Origin of the sequence: Enterobacter asburiae, from assembly GCF_024599655.1 — a bacterium.
In the GTDB taxonomy this organism is placed as follows: Bacteria; Pseudomonadota; Gammaproteobacteria; order Enterobacterales; family Enterobacteriaceae; genus Enterobacter; species Enterobacter asburiae_D.
Map to the genome: position 1 here is coordinate 1,856,517 of NZ_CP102247.1, position 19,577 is coordinate 1,876,093.

The window sequence follows — 19,577 nt, forward strand, 5'->3', positions numbered from 1 at the left end:
TTAATGGCAACAATAACTTAACAAGTCGTTGTCTTTTTATTCACCAATATTCTGTAAGTCTCTGATATTGCGATTTTGTGATGTGGCGCAGAGGGGCGCTTTAGAAAGCGCCGGGTAACCGCTTCATTACCCGGCGGGTGCAATTTATCGCAGTGCCCGAGCAATCGCGCTGAACATCAGAGAGGCCTCCAGCGGCTGGGCGCTAAAGGACGGCTCCGCCTGCGGCCAGGTAGACCACTGGACGATAACCAGCTTTTCCTTCTGGTTCACCACGATCATTTGCCCAAAAATGCCCAGCGCCCAGAGTGAACCTTTCAGCGAATCTTGCGCTGCTGGCTCAACGCCGGTGGCGTTGGCGGGCACGGCGTTATTCCACCACTGATAGCCGTACAGTCCGTCTGGATGGGCGTCTGATACCGAGCCTTTCGCCTTTGTCCAGTCTGACGACTGCCGGATCCAGTTATCCGGCAGGATCGTCTTACCGTTCGGCAGCGTACCGTTGTTCAGGATAAATTGCCCGAAGCGACCCCAGTCCTCCAGCGTGGCGTTAAAGCCGTGCGCGCCGACGTCGTGCTGGCCTTTGCTGTAGGCATGCCACACGCCGTCGCTCGCCATGCCGTACGGCTGCCAGATGCTTTTCTCCAGATAGGCTGCGAGCGTCATGCCGGTGGCGCGCTCCAGCACGTCACCCAGCAGCCAGGCGCCGCCCGATGAGTAAGACCAGCTCTCTCCGGCCGGGTGAACCCTGCGTAGTCCCTTCACCAGCTTGCGCACGCAGTCGTAGGTACCCGGCTTCGCCTCGCACTCCGTGAGCTGCGCGAAATCGGAGTTCGGGTTGGTGTAGTCCTCGTTCCACGCCACGCCCGAGGTGTGGGTGATAAGCTGTTTGAGCGTCACGCCGTCCCACGCGGTGCCTTTCAGATCGGGTTCATACTGCGTGACCAGGTCGTTGAGCGAGTGAATTTTTCCCTCTTTGAGGGCAACGCCCACCAGGGCCGAAACGACTGATTTACCTACCGAGCGCGAGGTCCAGAGCGTGGAGTCGGTATTGCCCTGTGCGAGATACTTCCAGGCGATTTTGCCGTCCTTCAGCACTAGCATGCCGCTGACGTTCTGGCGCTTAAGGTACTCCTCCAGGCCGTAGCGCCTGCCGTTGATCTGATAGTGGGCGTCCTTGAGCGGCTTGTCCGACACCCGCAGCGGCACGGCGCTACCGTGGCGGAAAATATCCCCGGCGTAGTTGCGGTAGTCATTGCGAAAGCCCACCACGCGGTCAGCCTGGCTCCAGGTGAGCATCTTATGGGTGTCCGGCAGCGCGGCGTCAAAGGGGGCAGGGCAGGCGCTGAGGCCGGTGCCTTCGCAGGCGGCCATTGCCGCAGGGGAGAGCAGGCTGCTGAAGACAAGACCCGCCAGCAGAGCCTGGTTTACTTTTTTGTTTTTCATATCCGTCTCGTATGGGTTAAGAACGGCTTCAGTTTAAAAAGCCCGGCGCTATAATAAAAAACGCATAATGGGGGAAAATCCCCCCAAACAACGGAGGAAACGTGGCGGGCCTACTCTATTCCTTTGCACAGCTTGAGGCATTTACCGCCGTGGCTGAGAACGGCAGCCTGAGTAAAGCGGCGGTGGCGCTGAAAAAAGACCGAACGACGCTTCGCGATCTGATTGATTTTCTTGAGGACGGGTTGGGCTATGCGCTGTTTATTCGCGACGGGCGTACCCTGCGCCTTACGGCGGAAGGAGAGCAGCTTCAGCGCCAGGCGCATCTGCTGATGCGGCAGGTAAAAGCCTTTGAGGCCTTTGCCAGAGAAGTGCCCCAGGGTGCCACGCAGGATCTGACGCTGGTCTACGATCCTTTTACGCCCAGAGCCTTTCTGCACGAGGTCATCGCTGAAATGGTGGCGCGAAAAGTCCGGCTGAGCCTCATCTGCGCCTCGCGCGATGAATCTGAACTCCTGCTGACGAGCGGCCGCGCGGATCTGGCCATCTGCCAGGCGCGCAACCGCAGCGTGGGCAACGACATGGAGTGGCGGGCCCTGGGGGCAATCGATATGGATTTTTACGCCTCCAGCACGCTGTTTGCGGATATTTCATCCCCGCTGTCGCTGCTTGACCTCTCCCTGGTACCCCAGATCGTTATGCACCCTGCATCGGACGAGCCGGTCGCGCGTCGCCTGCAGATTTCCGGGCATACCCTTTTTACGAACGAGCCGGAAATGCTACGCGGCCTGCTGGAACGCGGATGCGGCTGGGGATTCTTACCGACCCATTTTCATGCCGCGCGGTGGCAAAACGTAAAAAGGCTGCGCACCGAAGTGGGCAGCCAGGGGATTAGTCAGACGATGGTCACCATCTGGAAGCCGGGGAGCGACAAGCGCGCCATTATTGCTGACGCGCTGGCGCTACTGCCGGACGTGTGGAAGCACTCAGCGCTGTGAACAGCCTTTGCACTGCTGGTTCTGGATCTGCTGGAAGAAATCGTTGCCTTTGTCATCCACCAGGATAAACGCCGGGAAGTTCTCCACTTCAATTTTCCAGATGGCTTCCATTCCCAGCTCCGGATACGCGACGCATTCCAGGCTCTTAATGCTGTTTTGCGCCAGCACCGCCGCAGGGCCGCCAATGCTGCCCAGGTAGAAGCCGCCGTGCTTATGGCAGGCGTCGGTTACCTGCTGGCTGCGGTTGCCTTTTGCCAGCATGATCATGCTCGCGCCGTGGGATTGCAGTAAGTCCACATACGAGTCCATACGTCCCGCCGTGGTCGGGCCGAGTGAGCCAGACGCGTAGCCTTCCGGCGTTTTGGCCGGGCCTGCGTAGTAAATTGGATGATCTTTAACGTACTGCGGCAGTTCTTCACCGTTTTCGAGCAGCTCTTTCAGCTTCGCGTGGGCGATGTCGCGCGCCACGATGATGGTTCCGTTCAGCGACAGGCGGGTAGAGACCGGATGCGCGGAAAGCTGCGCCAGGATCTCATTCATAGGCTTGTCCAGATTGATGCTCACCACGTCGCCTTCGCCCTGCTGGCGCAGTGACTCCGGAATGTACTGACCCGGGTTGTGCTCCAGTTTCTCAATCCAGATCCCGTCGCGGTTGATTTTCGCTTTGATGTTGCGGTCCGCGGAGCAGGAGACGCCCATGCCGATCGGGCAGGAGGCGCCGTGGCGCGGCAGGCGGATCACGCGGATATCGTGGGCGAAGTATTTACCGCCAAACTGCGCGCCCAGGCCGAGGTTCTGGGCTTCCTGGAGCAGTTCCTGTTCGAGCTGAACGTCGCGGAACGCCTGGCCGTGTTCGTTGCCTTCGGTTGGCAGCGCGTCGTAGTAGCGGGTGGAGGCCAGCTTCACGGTTTTCAGCGTGCTTTCGGCAGAGGTACCGCCAATCACAAACGCGATATGGTAAGGCGGGCAGGCCGCAGTGCCCAGGGTGCGCATCTTCTCAACCAGGTAGTTTTTCAGCTTCGCCGGGGTGATCAGCGCTTTGGTTTCCTGATAGAGGTAGGTTTTGTTGGCAGAACCGCCGCCTTTTGCCATGCACAGGAATTTGTATTCGTCGCCGTCCACGCTGTAGAGATCAATCTGCGCGGGCAGGTTGGTGCCGGTATTCACCTCTTTATACATATCCAGCGCCGCATTCTGCGAGTAGCGCAGGTTGTCTTCAATGTAGGTGTTGTACACCCCCTGGCTCAGCGCCGCTTCATCGCCGCCGCCGGTCCAGACGCGCTGGCCTTTTTTACCCATGATGATCGCCGTGCCGGTATCCTGACAGGTTGGCAGCACGCCTTTGGCGGCGATTTCAGAGTTACGCAGGAACTGCAGGGCAACGTATTTGTCGTTCTGGCTGGCTTCCGGGTCGTTGAGAATGGCGGCAACCTGCTTCTGGTGGGAAGGACGCAGCATAAACGCGGCATCGTGGAAGGCCTGCTGCGCCAGCAGCGTCAGCGCCTCTGGCTCGACTTTCAGGACTTCCTGGCCGTCGAACTCGGCAACGGAGACGTGCTCTTTGGTCAGCAGGTAGTATTCGGTGTCGTCATGCGCGAGAGGGAAGGGGTTCTGGTAGATAAACGGTTTGTTTGACATAGCGTATTGCTCCACAAAAATAAAACCGCCGGAGGAGAAGTCCGGCGGTCAGGAATCAGAACATCATGGACATCCACGGATAACCAATCAGCAGCAGGGCCGCCAGGAAGATGGCACCGAAGATGGTGCCGAGGCGCCAGTAGTCTTTGGTTGGCAGGTAGCCGCTACCGTAGTAAATCGGGCTTGGGCCAGTACCGTACGGGGTGATGATCCCCATCACGCCCAGCGAGGTCACCATCAGCAGGACGAACACTTCCATATTCATGCCCGGAATGGTGGAGGCGATGGTCAGCATTGCCGGCAGCAGCGCGGTAGTGTGCGCGGTGGTGCTGGCAAACAGGTAGTGCAGCAGGTAGAACGCCAGCAGCAGGACGATGGTCGCCACGCCCGGAGAGATACCGCTCATTAACAGACCGCCTTCTTTACCTAACCAGCTGATAAAGCCGGTAGAGGAGAGGCCATCCGCCAGTGCTACCAGGGTGGCGAACCAGACGAAGGTGTTCCATGCGGCTTTGTTACCGGTGATATCATTCCACTCCAGCACGCCGGTCCACAGCATCAGACCCACGATGAGCAGGGCCGCCATGGCAGGCTCAATCCATGCGGCAGCGAAGATCCACATCAGCAGCGCACAGCATACGAACACCAGCAGCAGAATTTCATTGCGGGACAGTTTGCCGAGTTTTTCCAGCTCGCGGGTCGCCCACAGCGGCACTTCGTTATTCACTTTAACTTCGGGTGGGTAGAACCAGTAGGCCAGCAGCGGCATGGCCAGAATCAGCAGGATACCCAGCGGCAGGAAGGCGAGGAACCAGGTACCCCAGGAGATATCAATCCCAACCGTACTTTTCACCAGCGCCAGGGCCAGCAGGTTTGGCGCGAGGGCGGAGAGGAACATGGAGCTGGTGATACAGGCTGCGGTGATCGCCACCCACATCAGGTATGAACCAATCTTACGCGCGCTTGGGTCGTTGGGTTTTGAACCGTACAGCGGCGGCAGGTTAGCAATGATTGGGTAGATAGTCCCGCCGCTGCGCGCGGTGTTGGACGGGGTGAACGGTGCCAGCAGCAGGTCCGCAAACGTAATGGCGTAACCGAGCGTCAGGCTGCGACGGCCGAGGTACTTCACCAGAATCAGCGCCAGACGGCGGCCGAAGCGGGTTTTGTCATAGCCCGCGGCGAACATGAAAGCACCGAAGATCAGCCAGACGGTAGAGTTACCAAACCCGCTCACCGCCCATTTAAAGGAGGCACCCGCCAGCTTGAATTTCGGGTCAGCCAGCTGCTCAGGGCTGAACAGCACCCACTGACTGCACAGGGCAATGGCGACGACGCCGGTCAGGCCGATCACCGCGCCCGGCAGGGGTTCGAAGATCAGACCGACGATCACGCCGACAAAGATGGCGAAGTAATGCCATGCGTAAGGCGGCAAGCCTTCAGGAACGGGAACAAACAGCAGCAGTACGGCGACGACGATGGGTAACGCCATCATCAGCAGTCGTTTTGCGTTTCCATTTGATGCCTGGTTCGCCACTGGGGGCGTTACAGCAGTTTTTGTATTCATAGTTTCACGTCTTAAGTTGTCAAAAATTCGGTCGCACTGAAAAACGAAATCACTTTTTTAAGTTTCTTTGCTTTTTTTAGTTATTAAAGGTGTTTTCTTGTGTTTTCAGTAATAGCGATTTAACGCGTTTTTGTGTGCGCTAAATTAAAAAATGATGATGTTTTTATATTGCGCTTTTGAATGCCATAACTATTGATCGCGATCAAAAAAATAGAATTGCAGCGTTATTTTTATGCTTTTATTAATAACCACTCTGGCGTATGTGGGTATTGCGTATTTTTTGCGTGTTATTTATCATTCCCTTAACAATATTGATTTCGGTGTAATCATATATTGTTGTTTTTATAGGATTTAGTTGTGTCATGGTGAATTGGTTTTACCATTAATCATTTAACGAATTTTAAATTATTGTGAATAGCTGAATTACAATCGCTAACACCAATGTGTTATTTGTGTTATCGCAGGGATTAAATAGTTTTTTAACTAACGTAATAACTTTAGAAACTAAAAAAATCATTATATTAATATCATGACATCGGCAAATAACGACGAAATAAAAAATCAATCCGATAACGAATTCTTAATTTTTAAAAGTTTGGAGTTTCAATTATGAGCACTAACGAACGCATTCTAAGCCCCTTCACATTACCGAATGGTACTGAACTGAAAAACCGTTTGTTAATGGCCCCGATGACAACCTGTACCGGCTATTTTGACGGCACCGTCACCAGCGAGCTGGTGGAGTACTATCGGGCCCGTTCCGGCAGCATTGGTACCATCATTGTGGAGTGCTGCTTCGTCGACGATCTCGGTCTCGCCTTCCCGGGTGCCATCGGTATTGATAATGACGAGAAAATTGCTGGGCTGGCGAAAATCGCAGAGGCCATTAAGTCCAAAGGGTCTAAGGCGCTGCTGCAGATCTACCACGGCGGCCGCATGGTCGACCCAAAACTGATTGGTGGCCGTACCCCGGTTGGCCCAAGCGCCGTAGCCGCGCCGCGTGAAGGTGCCGCAACGCCGGTTGCGCTGACCGCTGAAGAAGTGGAAGGCATGATCGGCAAATTTGGTGAGGCCGTGCGCCGCGCCATCCAGGCCGGTTTCGACGGCGTGGAGATCCACGGCGCAAACACCTACCTGATTCAGCAGTTCTATTCGCCTAACTCTAACCAGCGCGACGACGAGTGGGGCGGCAGCCGCGATAACCGCGCGAAATTCCCGCTGGCAGTGCTGGATATCACCCACAAGATGGTGCGACAGTACGCGGACGATGCGTTCATCGTTGGCTATCGCTTCTCCCCTGAAGAGATGGAAGTCCCGGGCATTCGCTTTGACGACACCATGTACCTGCTGGAAAAACTGGCGGCGCGCGGCGTGGACTACCTGCACTTCTCCGTCGGCGCGACCCTGCGTCCTTCCATTGTCGACACCCAGGATCCGACCCCGCTTATCGAAAAATACTGCGCGATGCGTTCTGAAACGCTGGCGCAGGTTCCGGTCATGGGCGTGGGCGGCGTGGTAAATGCTTCAGACGTGAATGAGGCGCTGGACCACGGTTACGATCTGATCGCAGTGGGCCGCGCGACTATCGCTTACCCGGACTGGACCGACCGCATCGCTGCCGGGGAAAGCCTGGAGCTGTTTATGGACAGCACCCAACGCGAAGAGTTGAGCATTCCGGAACCGCTGTGGCGCTTCTCGCTGGTAGAAGCGATGATCCGCGACATGAGCATGGGCGAATCCAAATTCAAACCGGGTACTTTTGCTGAGAAAGTGCAGGATGACGCTAACGAACTGGTGATTAACGTCAGCCTGGAAACCGACCGTATTGCGGACATCGAGCTGGCCTCCGGCCCGAGTGAAGACGTTGAGTTTGTGACCAGCTTTGAAGAGATCCGTACCCGTATTCTGGACGCCAATACCCCGCACGTGGATGCTATCACCGGCGCAACCAGCCAGAGTGAAGCGGTGAAGAAAGCGGTCTCGAAAGCGATGCTGAAGTCCAGCAAAGCGCTGGCCGCGGAAGAGGGCGTTGACCCGAACGAAACCCGCAGCGTGGACGTGGTCGTTGTCGGCAGCGGCGGCGCAGGTCTGGCGGCGGCGATTCAGGCTCACGACGAAGGCGCGAGCGTGCTGATTGTCGAGAAAATGCCAACCATCGGCGGGAACACCATTAAAGCCTCTGCCGGTATGAACGCCGCCGAAACCCGCTTCCAGCGCGTGAAGGGCATTCAGGACAGTAAAGAGCTGTTCTATCAGGAAAGCCTGAAAGGCGGCGGCAACAAGAACAACCCGGAACTGCTGCGTCGCTTTGTCGAGAACGCGCCGCAGGCGATTGAGTGGCTGGCAACGCGCGGCATTATGCTTAACGACATTACCACCACCGGTGGGATGAGCATCGACCGTACTCACCGTCCAAAAGACGGTTCTGCGGTGGGGGGCTACCTGATCAGCGGCCTGGTGCGTAACGTCAACAAACGCAACATCGAGGTGATGCTGGATACCTCCGTCAGCGACATTATCTTCGAGAACGGCGAAGTGACCGGCGTACGTTTGACCACCGAAGAGAACGAAACTGTCACCGTGGCAACCAAAAGCGTGATTGTTGCCACCGGTGGCTTCAGCGCCAACAGCCAGATGGTAGTGAAATACCGTCCGGATCTGGAAGGGTTCGTCACCACCAACCACAAAGGGGCGACCGGCGGCGGCATCGCGCTGCTGGAGCGTATCGGGGCGGGTACCGTGGATATGGGCGAAATCCAAATTCACCCAACCGTTGAGCAGAACACCTCGTACCTGATTTCCGAATCCATTCGCGGCGGTGGGGCGATTCTGGTGAACCAGAAAGGGGAGCGCTTCTACAACGAAATGTCGACCCGCGATAAGGTCTCTGCGTCAATCATCGCGCTGCCGGAAAAATACGCATACATCGTCTTTGACGAGCACGTCCGTGCCAAAAACAAAGCCGCGGATGAGTACATCGCGAAAGGTTTCGTGACCAGCGCCAGCTCGCCAAAAGCCCTGGCTGAAGCGCTGGGGATGGATTACCACGCTTTCCTCGCGACGCTGGAACGTTACAACGGTTTCGTTGAAAAACAGCACGATGACGATTTTGGCCGTACCACCGCGCTGCGTGCGCCAATCAACGAAGGGCCGTTCTACGCCATTCAGATTGCGCCGGGCGTGCACCACACCATGGGCGGCGTGACCATCAACACTGAAACTTGCGTGCTGGACAGCAACCACAACGTGCTGCCAGGCGCGTTTGCGGCCGGTGAAGTGGTTGGCGGGATCCACGGCGGTAACCGTATCGGCGGTAACGCAGTGGCAGATATCATTATTTTTGGTACGCTTGCAGGACATCAGGCGGCTATGCGTTCGAAAAAGCAGTAAGACCCCTGTGTTGTAGGCCGGATACGCGCAGCGTTATCCGGCATTTTCCCCGGCGGCGCGGTGCCTGCCGGGGCTACATCTGAGGACTCATGCTATGCCTGATAGCCATCGTGTTTACAGCTACTCCGCCGTCCTGATGGGCTCACCCATCCTCCTCAAACTCTTCTCCCACGACGAAGCCCTCGCGTCCCGCGTGTTTCGCCTGATCAAACAGTATGAGGATCTGCTTACCGTCAACCGCGCGCACTCGCAGGTGATGGACATCAACCATGCCGCTGGGCAGCATCCGGTTACCGTCAGCCGGCCGGTGTTTGAGCTGATCCGCTGTGCAAAAGCGGCAAGCCTGCTCAAGGACAGCGCTTTTAACCTGGCGATAGGTCCACTGGTGAAGCGCTGGAAAATTGGTTTTCAGGGGGACAGCGTTCCGCCTGCCGATGAAATCGCGTCGCTGCTGGCGATTACCCGTCCTGAAGATGTCCTCCTTGATGAGGCCAGCAGCAGCGTGTTTCTGACCAGAGCGGGGATGGAGATCGATCTGGGGGCCATCGCCAAAGGCTATATCGCCGACAGGGTGCGTGATTACCTTCGTAAAGAGGGCGCTGAGCTGGGGCTGATCAACCTCGGCGGGAACATCCAGACGTTAGGCTCGCCGGAAGGGGGCTGGGGCGTGGGGCTCAAAAAACCGTTCGCCGGTGAGGCGCTGATCGGCACGATGACCGTAGAGAACCTGTCCGTCGTGACGTCGGGAACCTACGAACGCTACTTCGAACAAAACGGCAGGCGTTATCACCATATTCTCGACCCGCGCACCGGGTATCCGCTGGACAACGAGCTGGATAGCGTGACGATTATTTCGAAAGACTCCATCGACGGCGATATCTGGACCACGCTGATGTACGGCATGGGGATAGAAAAGGGCTGTGCCGCCCTGCGCGCGCGCCCCGATATTGAAGCGATTTTTGTGACCAAAACAAAAGAAGTGGTGATCTCCTCGATGCACCACTTCCGCTTTACCCTGCTGGATAACGACTACCGCGTTACTGACAGTATTGCTTGAGCAGGCCGGTCTGCTCCGGCTGGAGACGGTAGCGATACACCGGACGGCCGGTGGCACCGTAGTGAATGCTGGTGAACAGAATGTTGATTTGCGCGAGCCAAATCAGGTATTTACGGCAGGACACGCGGGAGATATTAACCGCGTTGGCCAGGTCATCGGTAGAAAACTCCGTCTCCGGGTGAGCGTCAATCCACTGGCAAATCGTGCGCAGCGTTTGCGGCGTTAACCCCTTCGGCAGCTTTTTACTGTCCGCCAGTTCCGGCGCCCCGCCGTGGATCAGCCGGTCGACGTCGGCCTGCTCATAGTACTGGTGCGAACCCATCAGGCTGTGCTTTGCCTTCCAGCCGTTCAGCGCCTCTTCAAAGCGCGGGAACTGGAACGGCTTGATCAGATAATCCACCACGCCGTAGTGGATGGAAGTCTGGATCGTGGCGGCGTCGGCAGCCGACGAGATCATAATCACATCGATTGGGCGGCCGGATGCGCGGATAACGGGCAGCAGATCCAGCCCGTTATCCTGCTGCATATAGACATCCAGCAGCACCAGATCGACAGGCTGCCCGGGGTTATTAATGATGGCCTCGGCCTGGTTTAGCGTGGAGGCGACGCCGCAGCAGCTAAAACCTTCAACACGGTTGACATACAGACGGTTGAGGTCGGCTACCATGGCGTCATCATCGACAATTAATACATTTATCACGCGATATTCCTCTCGCTATCCCAGGGGATGTGAACAAAAAATTGGGTAAATACGCCTGGCTCAGACTCGACGCTGATATCGCCGCCGAGGTTCTGAATTTGCTGGCGAGCAAGGAACAGCCCAACGCCGCGGTTTTCACCTTTTGTTGAGAAGCCCTTTGTAAAAATAGCCTCCAGCTGAGCGGGATCAATGCCGGGGCCATCGTCGCTGACTTCGCAGCTGAGCCAGCCGTTCTGATAATGCAGCAGCAGGCCAATCTCACCTTCCTGCTGTCCTTCCATCGCGTCGAGCGCGTTTTCAATAAGGTTACCCAGCGCGGTGATCAGCACCGCGACCTGCTCTTCACTCGCGGTATCCGGTATCTGGCATTCATCCGCCAGCGTCAGGGTGACGCCCGCTTCTTTCGCCCGGTTGATTTTACCCAGCAGGAACCCGGCGATAACCGGGGATTTTACCTTGCTCTGTATCGTACCGATATCCGTCTGGTAATTTTGTGCCGTCTGAATGATGTACTCTTCCAGCTTGTCGTAGCGCTTCATGTGCAGCAGGCCCAGGATCACATGCAGTTTATTCATAAACTCGTGGGTATGGCTGCGCAGGGCGTCGACGTAGTTGACCATGCCGTCAATACGCTGCATCAGCTGGCTGATTTCCGTTTTATCACGGAAGGTGGTGATGGCGCCGATCACCCGATCCTGACTTTTAACGGGCACCATATTGCACAGCAACAGACGCCCGTTACAGCTGATCTCCTGATCCTGGCGCGCGACGCCCGTCTTTGAGACTTCACGCAGGCTGGCCAGCAGGGGCGCGCTGGCGTTTTCGGTCTGCTTGCCTGAGGGGAGAAGCAATATTTCTCTGGCGGTCTGGTTGATCATCGTCACGCGCCCGTGAATATCGACGGCCAGCACCCCCTCGCGAAGCGACTGCAGCATCGCCTGGCGCTGTTCGAACAAGGCGGAAATTTCGTAAGGTTCGAGTCCGAACAGGATGCGTTTCAGGACCCGCACCAGACCCCAAATCGCCATCGAACTCATAAAAATACTGAATAAAATGGTCCAGACGGCGTTTAGCCGCCCGCGGGCAATCTGTTCTTCAACCTTATTCAGGGAGATACCGACCGCCACCACGCCGATCTGCTCGTGCTGGCCATCGTAGACGGGCGTAAAAACGCGCAGCGCTTCGGCGAGTGCGCCCCGGTTAACCGATACGTTCTCTTTGCCTTCCAGCGCGGGGGTTAAATCATCACCGATAAAATGCAGCCCCAGCAGCGCCTCGTTCGGGTGTGAATAGCGGATCCCGCGCATATCGGTGACCACGGTGAACAGCAGATCGTTTCGTTTCGTCACCGCCTGGGCAATGGGCTGAATAATATTCTCCTGCGGTGCCTGCATGAGGCCGCGCTGTATCTCGGGGCTGTCGGCAAGGGTGCGGGCAATGCCGAGCGCGGTGTCTTTAACATCATCGCGGGTCGCCCGGGTGATTTGTACGGAGTAGAGCGCAAAGACCACCAGCAGCACAGAGGCAATAATCGCGCACACCATCAGCGTGACCAGGGTGTTCAGCTTCATGGGGCGCTTGCGCGTCGGAAGGAAAGGCTGCAAATCGCTCATCAACACTCCGCGATGATTAAGAAAGGGGTAATTATCGCCGATGACGGGCTTTTCTTAAAGCCATGTAAAGGCGTGGATTTGCTCCTCTTTTCGTGACCCTCCTCGCAGGTCATCTATATAAAACACTTTATAGTGTGTGGGTACTCATAATAAGGAGGCTGTTTATGAGCATTATGCTTACCGGTTCGGTCAAGGAAAGACGGCACGCCAGCACGATGAATATTGATAGATTGTCCACGCTGGACATGCTGAAAGTCATTCACCAGGATGATGCACTCATTTCTGCTGCTGTTACCCCCTGTTTAGATACTATTGCCCGCGTGGTGGATAACGCCGCCGCAACGCTAAGCCATGGCGGTCGCCTGGTCATCGTTGGCGCGGGGCCGTCGGGGCGTGTTGCGAAACAGGTTGCCGATGAATATGCGCCGGGCAAAACCCCTGTGATGGCCGTTACGGCGCAAGAAGGGGAAGGGAGCTACGAGCGCGGCGTTGCCGATCTGCAGGCCATCAAATTTGGCGAACACGATATGATGCTGGCCGTGACCGTCAGCGGAAAAACGCCGTGGGTCTGGGGGGCTATGCGTCACGCGTGGTCGCTGGGTTCACCGGTCGCCATTATTACCGGTGATGCGCAAAGTGAAGCCGCACAGCTGGCAAGCATGGTTATCGCGCCGGAACTGGGGGCCGACGTCGTCGCAGGCTATCTCAACACCAAAGCGGGGATTGCGCAGAAAATGATCCTCTCAATGATCGCCACTGGGCTGGCCGTCCGAACCGGACGGGTTTTCAGCAACCTGCGCGTGGATCTTGAAGCAGGCACGACCAAATGGGCTGAACGGCAAATCGCCATTGTGATGGAAGCGGGGGGATGCAGCCGGACGGAGGCAAAAGCCGCGCTGGAGAGCTGTAACCATAACTGTAAAACGGCGGTATTAATGGTGCTGACAGGGCTGGATGCGTGGAAAGCCCATGAGCTGCTGGTGCAGAACAACGGGTTTATCCGCGTGGCGCTGCAGGAAGCGCCGTAACATACACCGTGAAGACGTAAAAAAGGCCGCAATTGCGGCCTTTGGTATTTTGGAGATTAGAACTGGTAGGTCATGCCGATGCCAACGATATCATCGGTGGAAATACCGTATGCGTCATACAGCGCTTCGTCCTGATCCAGCATGTTGATCTTGTAATCAACATAGGTGGAGAAGTTTTTGTTGAAGCTGTAGGTCATGCCCAGGTCGACGTAGTTAACCAGATCCTGATCGAATCCTTTACCGTCCAGGTCTTTACCTTTTGAGTAGACCCATGCCAGGGAAGGGCGCAGACCGAAGTCGAACTGGTACTGAGCAACCGCTTCAAAGTTCTGAGTCTGGTTGGCGATACCAACGTTGCCGATTGGCGTCATGTTGCGGGTTTCCGCATACATCATCGCCAGGTAGACGCTGTGAGCATCGTATTTCGCGCCCACGGTCCAGGCTTCAGCTTTATCACCAGCCGCATAGCCGATGCCTTCCGCGGCTTTGCCATAAGCAACCTGCTCGTTAGTACGATCGGAAGACGAGTATGCCGCACCCAGGCTCAGGCCGGAGAGATCGCCAGAGAAGTCATAGGTGGTAGACATACCGAAACCGTCGCCGTTCTGGAAACGAACATCGTTATGACCGTTTTTAGTGCCTTCCTGCACATCAATATAATTGCCGAATTGATCTTCGTGCGGACCACCTTCGTTATTACTCTGATACTGCAGCGCGAAATTCAGACCCTCAACCAGACCGAAGAAATCCTGGTTACGATACGTTGCCAGACCGTTAGCACGGCCGTTCATGAAGTTATCGGTCCAGGTGTAAGAGTCACCGCCAAATACAGGCAGCATATCGGTCCAGGCTTCTACGTCGTACACGACGCCGTAATTACGGCCATAATCAAATGAACCGTATTCGCCATATTTCAGGCCAGCGTATGCCAGACGGTTAAATGATTTGTCACCCGCGCCTTCGGTATCGTTAGCGTAGGTTTTGTATTCCCACTGGCCGTAACCGATCAGGTCGTTAGCGATCTGGGTTTCGCCTTTGAAACCAATCTGCACATAGGTTTCGTCGCCGTCGTCGCCAGCGTTGTCAGAGAAGGTGTGACGCGCATCGACTTTGCCGTACAGGTCAACTTTGTTGCCGTTTTTGTTGTACATCTCAGCCGCATTTGCTGCGCCTGCCATTAATAACGCGGGTACCAGAATTGCCAGAACTTTTCTTTTCATTATATATTCCCTTAAAAGATAATTTATATGAATATATGTAATCACGCTCCGTAATTACAGGCTCGATACTATTCCAGGAGATGTTATTTAGTTTCAAAAATAAATGTAATTAAATTCGATGAAATATTGCTAAATATTTCTATTGATCTCTTTATTTTTCTAGTGAATTAATTCATTGAATTTATATGATGTAATTATTATTAAGTATTTCGCAATTCTATTTTTTAATTGGTTTGATTCGGCTGTGTTATAATTCACGCTCTTTTAAACAACAGGATATGACGATGGAACTTGCCCAGTGGCAGCACAGATTTGAGCGCTGGCTCGAGGAAAACCACAGCACCGACGATACCGCACATGATATTTCGCATTTCCGTCGGGTCTGGATGACGGCGCAAAAAATCATGGTTAATGAAACGGTGGAGCCGCTGGTGATCCTGACCGCATGCTATTTCCACGATATTGTCAGCCTGCCGAAAAACCATCCCGAACGCAGCCGGTCGTCACAGCTGGCGGCGCGCAAGACGGGTGATATTTTGCGCCGCGACTTCCTGGACTTTCCGCCAGAGCACGCAACCGCCGTCGCGCACGCGATTGAAGCGCACAGCTTCAGCGCCGGGATTGCGCCGCAGAGCATAGAGGCCAAAATCGTGCAGGACGCAGACCGGCTGGAAGCGTTAGGCGCTATCGGCCTGGCGCGCGTCTTTGCCGTCTCGGGCGCGCTGGGCGTGTCGCTTTTTGATGCCGACGATCCCTTTGCCGATGCGCGTACCCTTGACGACCGTGCGTTTGCCCTAGACCATTTTCAGACCAAGCTGCTGCGATTGCCTGATACAATGCAAACGGAAATGGGCCGCGAGCTGGCACGTCACAATGCCGATTTCCTGATCCAGTTTATGGCGAAACTCAGTGCTGAATTACGCGGCGACTGCATCGGGCTGGATAGCCAGGTGTTGAACCGCTTCCGTCGCAGTTTGCGCAACTGAACTGTGGTAATCTGTTTCCAGTCTTTATTCTCCGGTTAAAAGAATGCAGGAAAATCGATCAGTGACAGAGCCCGCGCCTGAGCAGGCTGAGAAATCAACGGCAACGGTGCAGGCGTTACTGCGCCAGCTGTTGGATATCTATGATGCTAAAACGCTGGCCAATCTGCTGGTGGCGCACGGCGAGAGCCACTGGAGCCCGGCGATCCTTAAACGTCTGCTGACCAGCGAGCGCGCAGGGCGTCGCCTGAGTGAGGGCGAGTTTCGTTATCTGCAAAACCTGCTTCCGCGTCCTTCTGCCGCGCACCCGAACTATGCCTTCCGTTTTATCGATCTGTTTGCCGGTATCGGCGGCATCCGACACGGTTTTGAAGCTATCGGCGGACAGTGCGTGTTTACCAGTGAGTGGAACAAACATGCCGTAAGGACCTACAAGGCCAACTGGTACTGCGATCCGCACGAGCATCATTTCAACGCGGATATCCGCGATGTGACCCTGAGCCATAAAAGCGGCGTAACGGATGAACACGCCGCCGAGCACATTCGCCAGACGATCCCGGCGCATGACGTGCTGCTGGCAGGCTTCCCGTGTCAGCCCTTCTCGCTGGCCGGTGTCTCCAAAAAGAATGCCCTCGGACGCGCCCACGGTTTTGCCTGCGATACCCAGGGAACGCTGTTTTTTGATGTGGCGCGCATCATCGATGCCTGCCGTCCGGCCATCTTTGTGCTGGAAAACGTCAAAAATCTAAAGAGCCACGACGGTGGAAAAACCTTCCGCATTATCATGCAAACGCTGGATGAATTGGGTTATGACGTGGCCGATTCACAGGACATGGGCGCGGACGATCCCAAAATCATTGATGGGAAACATTTCCTGCCCCAGCATCGTGAACGTATCGTGCTGGTAGGTTTCCGCCGCGATCTCAATCTCAAGGGGAATTTCACCCTTCGGGATATCCCGTCTCTGTATCCCGAGCGGCGTCCAACCGTGGCCGACCTGCTGGAACCTGTCGTTGACGCGAAATTTATCCTGACCCCGGTGCTGTGGAAATACCTCTACCGCTACGCCAAGAAACATCAGGCGAAGGGCAACGGCTTCGGTTTTGGGATGGTAAACCCCAACGATCCCCACAGCGTGACCCGCACGCTGTCTGCTCGCTACTACAAAGACGGCGCGGAAATCCTGATCGACAGGGGCTGGGACAAGGCGCTGGGTGAAACAGATTTCGACGATCCGCATAATCAACGTCACCGTCCGCGACGCTTAACGCCGCGGGAATGCGCCCGGCTGATGGGATTTGAGACCCCGCAGGGCTACCGCTTCCGCATTCCGGTTTCGGACACCCAGGCGTACCGCCAGTTCGGTAATTCGGTGGTGGTTCCCGCGTTCGCGGCGGTGGCCAAACTGCTGGCCTCGCGCATCAGACAGGCGGTGGCACTCCGTCAGGGCGAGGCCGTCAATGACGGATGTTCACGATAAGGCGACGCGCAGCAAAAACATGCGTGCCATCGGCACGCGTGACACCGCCATCGAAAAGCGCCTGGCCGGGCTGCTGACGCAGGCGGGCTTTGATTTCCGCGTGCAGGATCCCGCGCTTGCGGGCCGGCCGGATTTCGTCATCGACGCCTGGCAGTGCATCATCTTTACCCACGGCTGTTTCTGGCACCACCACGACTGCTACCTGTTTAAAGTCCCCGCGACGCGCACCGATTTCTGGCTGGATAAAATTGGCAAAAACGTCGAGCGCGACAGCCGGGACCTGAGCGCGCTGATTGCGCAGGGCTGGCGGGTGATGATCGTCTGGGAGTGCGCGCTGAGGGGCAGATTAAAACTGAACGATGCCGATCTGACCGAACGGCTGGAAGAGTGGATCTGCGGCGGCGGCCAGACCGCGCAGATCGACACCCAGGGAATTCACCAGCTTAAGGTTTCTCCACCCCGCAAGGCGTGACCACCGGTTTTGCGGGCAGTAAATATTTGCCCAGGGTGACCAGCACGACGGCAAAAACAATCACCCCTAATGCCAGCCATTCAACGGAAGAGAGCGTTTCTCCCCCCAATCCCGTTCCGAGCAGCACGGCCACGACCGGGTTGACGTAGGCATAGCTGGTGGCGACAGCCGGTGAGACGTTGCGGATCAGGAACATGTAGGCGTTAATGGCGATGATGGAGCCAAACAGCGCCAGGTAGCCTACCGCCAGAAAGCCCGACAATGGCGGCAGGGTCGTCAGCTTTTCTCCCGTCAGCGTGGAGGCGAGCAGCAGCACGATTCCGGCGGCAAGCATCTCAATCGCCCCCGCCATCATGCCGGCCGGCAGTTCGATACGCGAACCGTAGACGGAACCAAACGCCCAGCTCATCGAGCCAATCAGGATGATGACGGCGCCCCACGGATTCCCGCTCAGGTTGCCGCCGCTGTTCAGCAGAATAATGCCAGCAAGGCCAATACCAATCCCCAGCCATTCCAGCTTGCGGGTACGGATACCGAAAAGGCGGCTAAAGCAGAGGGTAAACAGCGGTACGGTGGCAACGACCACGGCGGCGATCCCGGACGGTACGTTCTGGTGCTCGGCAATCGTGACAAACCCATTTCCCACCGCCAGCAGCAGCAGGCCGATGAGGGCGGCATTCAGCATCGGGCGCAGCGGGGGAAGCTTGTGCCCGCGCAGCAGCAGGAAGGCCAGCAGCAGCACGCCAGCCGAGAGGAAGCGGATGCCCGCCATCATCAGTGGAGGCCAGCTTTCCACGCCGATGCGAATGACAAAGTAGGTTGAACCCCAGATGATGTACAGCGAAAAGAGTGCCCCAATGAGCGGTAGCAGTTGCCGGAAACGCATAATCCCTCACGACGAAATAAAAAGGTCGCTGATAGTAAACGCGAAAACTATCCTGCTGGCGAGCCCTTTAATTGTGTAGCTGATGTGAATTTTTTGTTGACGTGAGGTGCCTGTTTCCGGGTTTGCGCTTTTGCTCCATACTATTCACCTAATTACCAAAAAATGAAGGATTAAGATTTTGGCAGGAAGTAGCTTATTAACATTGCTGGATGATATTGCGACCTTACTGGATGACATTTCAGTGATGGGTAAACTGGCGGCGAAAAAAACCGCAGGTGTGCTGGGAGATGATTTATCGCTTAACGCCCAGCAGGTGAGTGGGGTAAGGGCTAACCGTGAACTGCCGGTGGTGTGGGGGGTAGCAAAAGGCTCCTTCCTGAATAAGGTGATTCTGGTGCCGCTGGCGCTGCTGATCAGCGCGTTTATTCCCTGGGCCATCACGCCATTGCTGATGATTGGCGGGGCATTTCTCTGCTTCGAGGGCGTGGAGAAGGTTCTGCACTCCTTCAGCGCGCGCAAGGAGAGCGATACGCCGGAGATGCGCCAGCAGCGTCTGGAAGCGCTGGCCGCGCAGGACCCAAAAACCTTCGAGCGCGATAAGGTCAAAGGCGCCATTCGAACCGACTTTATCCTGTCCGCAGAGATTGTCGCCATTACGCTGGGCATCGTGTCTGACGCGCCGCTCCTGAATCAGGTTCTGATCCTCTCCGGCATCGCCATTCTGGTCACCGTCGGCGTCTACGGCCTGGTGGGACTGATCGTGAAGCTGGATGATATCGGCTACTGGCTGGAGGAGAAATCGAGCGCGGTGGCAAGAGGCATCGGCAAAAGCCTGCTGGTGCTGGCCCCGTGGCTGATGAAGAGTTTGTCGGTGGTGGGCACGCTGGCGATGTTCCTCGTGGGCGGCGGGATCGTGGTTCACGGTATCGCTCCGCTGCACCATGCAATCGAACATTTCTCCTCGGCGCAGGGGGCCGTTGTCGCGGCGATTCTGCCGACGCTGCTGAATCTGGTGCTGGGCTTTATCATTGGCGCTATCGTGGTCGCGGCGGTGAAGCTGGTTGAAAAAATACGCGGCACGTCGCACTAATTGTTACCCGCTGTGGGA

15 protein-coding genes are annotated in these 19,577 nt (G+C 56.2%); 8 read left to right on the forward strand and 7 right to left on the reverse strand.

The features are described from left to right. Positions 1 to 144 precede the first annotated feature (144 nt). On the reverse strand, positions 145 to 1,443 hold the full coding sequence (locus NQ230_RS08725; RefSeq protein WP_257260792.1) for a serine hydrolase domain-containing protein: 1,299 nt from the start codon (positions 1,441 to 1,443) through the stop codon (positions 145 to 147). Positions 1,444 to 1,544: 101 nt separating this feature from the next. Between NQ230_RS08725 and NQ230_RS08730 the strand changes: the two genes are divergently transcribed. Beyond that, positions 1,545 to 2,438 carry a LysR family transcriptional regulator gene (locus NQ230_RS08730; protein ID WP_257260794.1) on the forward strand — a complete coding sequence of 298 codons (894 nt, stop codon included), beginning with the start codon at positions 1,545 to 1,547 and terminating at the stop codon, positions 2,436 to 2,438. Here NQ230_RS08730 and fumA read toward each other — a convergent pair. Both fumA and NQ230_RS08740 read right to left on the reverse strand, forming a co-directional pair. Beyond that, positions 2,427 to 4,076, reverse strand: coding sequence for a class I fumarate hydratase FumA (gene fumA / locus NQ230_RS08735; RefSeq protein WP_257260795.1), 1,650 nt, complete (start codon positions 4,074 to 4,076; stop codon positions 2,427 to 2,429). The genes NQ230_RS08730 and fumA overlap by 12 nt on opposite strands. A gap of 55 nt (positions 4,077 to 4,131) precedes the next feature. Then, on the reverse strand, positions 4,132 to 5,640 hold the full coding sequence (locus tag NQ230_RS08740; RefSeq protein WP_073961501.1) for an anion permease: 1,509 nt from the start codon (positions 5,638 to 5,640) through the stop codon (positions 4,132 to 4,134). A gap of 609 nt (positions 5,641 to 6,249) precedes the next feature. Here NQ230_RS08740 and NQ230_RS08745 point away from each other — a divergent pair. Then, on the forward strand, positions 6,250 to 9,030 hold the full coding sequence (locus NQ230_RS08745) for a flavocytochrome c (RefSeq protein ID WP_257260798.1): 2,781 nt from the start codon (positions 6,250 to 6,252) through the stop codon (positions 9,028 to 9,030). 94 nt (positions 9,031 to 9,124) lie between these two features. Continuing rightward, positions 9,125 to 10,087, forward strand: coding sequence for an FAD:protein FMN transferase (locus NQ230_RS08750; RefSeq protein WP_257260801.1), 963 nt, complete (start codon positions 9,125 to 9,127; stop codon positions 10,085 to 10,087). On the opposite strand, the gene dcuR is transcribed toward NQ230_RS08750, so the two are convergent. Beyond that, positions 10,068 to 10,787, reverse strand: a complete 720-nt coding sequence (dcuR, locus tag NQ230_RS08755; RefSeq protein ID WP_032658686.1) for a two-component system response regulator DcuR — start codon at positions 10,785 to 10,787, stop codon at positions 10,068 to 10,070. The two genes, NQ230_RS08750 and dcuR, sit on opposite strands and share 20 nt — an antisense overlap. After that, on the reverse strand, positions 10,784 to 12,400 hold the full coding sequence (locus tag NQ230_RS08760; protein WP_193939531.1) for a sensor histidine kinase: 1,617 nt from the start codon (positions 12,398 to 12,400) through the stop codon (positions 10,784 to 10,786). The genes dcuR and NQ230_RS08760 overlap by 4 nt, the downstream gene beginning before the upstream one ends. 164 nt (positions 12,401 to 12,564) lie before the next feature. On the opposite strand from NQ230_RS08760, the gene NQ230_RS08765 reads away from it, so the two are divergent. Then, on the forward strand, positions 12,565 to 13,428 hold the full coding sequence (locus tag NQ230_RS08765) for an N-acetylmuramic acid 6-phosphate etherase (protein ID WP_257260805.1): 864 nt from the start codon (positions 12,565 to 12,567) through the stop codon (positions 13,426 to 13,428). Between the two features lie 56 nt (positions 13,429 to 13,484). Here NQ230_RS08765 and ompC read toward each other — a convergent pair whose 3' ends face one another. Further along, positions 13,485 to 14,648, reverse strand: coding sequence for a porin OmpC (ompC, locus tag NQ230_RS08770; protein WP_257260807.1), 1,164 nt, complete (start codon positions 14,646 to 14,648; stop codon positions 13,485 to 13,487). 284 nt (positions 14,649 to 14,932) lie between these two features. On the opposite strand from ompC, the gene NQ230_RS08775 reads away from it, so the two are divergent. From NQ230_RS08775 to NQ230_RS08785, 3 genes are all read left to right on the forward strand, one after another. Then, on the forward strand, positions 14,933 to 15,634 hold the full coding sequence (locus NQ230_RS08775; protein ID WP_257260808.1) for a phosphohydrolase: 702 nt from the start codon (positions 14,933 to 14,935) through the stop codon (positions 15,632 to 15,634). Between the two features lie 61 nt (positions 15,635 to 15,695). After that, a complete protein-coding gene (locus NQ230_RS08780; RefSeq protein WP_306671197.1) occupies positions 15,696 to 17,111 on the forward strand; it encodes a DNA cytosine methyltransferase in 1,416 nt (471 codons plus the stop codon). Next, positions 17,092 to 17,583 carry a very short patch repair endonuclease gene (locus NQ230_RS08785; protein ID WP_257260810.1) on the forward strand — a complete coding sequence of 164 codons (492 nt, stop codon included), beginning with the start codon at positions 17,092 to 17,094 and terminating at the stop codon, positions 17,581 to 17,583. The genes NQ230_RS08780 and NQ230_RS08785 overlap by 20 nt, the downstream gene beginning before the upstream one ends. Here the strand turns inward: NQ230_RS08785 and yedA are convergent. Beyond that, positions 17,555 to 18,469 carry a drug/metabolite exporter YedA gene (gene yedA / locus NQ230_RS08790; protein ID WP_159514462.1) on the reverse strand — a complete coding sequence of 305 codons (915 nt, stop codon included), beginning with the start codon at positions 18,467 to 18,469 and terminating at the stop codon, positions 17,555 to 17,557. The two genes, NQ230_RS08785 and yedA, sit on opposite strands and share 29 nt — an antisense overlap. A 178-nt stretch (positions 18,470 to 18,647) precedes the next feature. Here yedA and NQ230_RS08795 point away from each other — a divergent pair, with 178 nt between their 5' ends. Further along, positions 18,648 to 19,559: a DUF808 domain-containing protein gene (locus NQ230_RS08795; protein ID WP_148242020.1), complete on the forward strand. Its 912-nt coding sequence runs from the start codon at positions 18,648 to 18,650 to the stop codon at positions 19,557 to 19,559. Positions 19,560 to 19,577 lie beyond the last annotated feature (18 nt).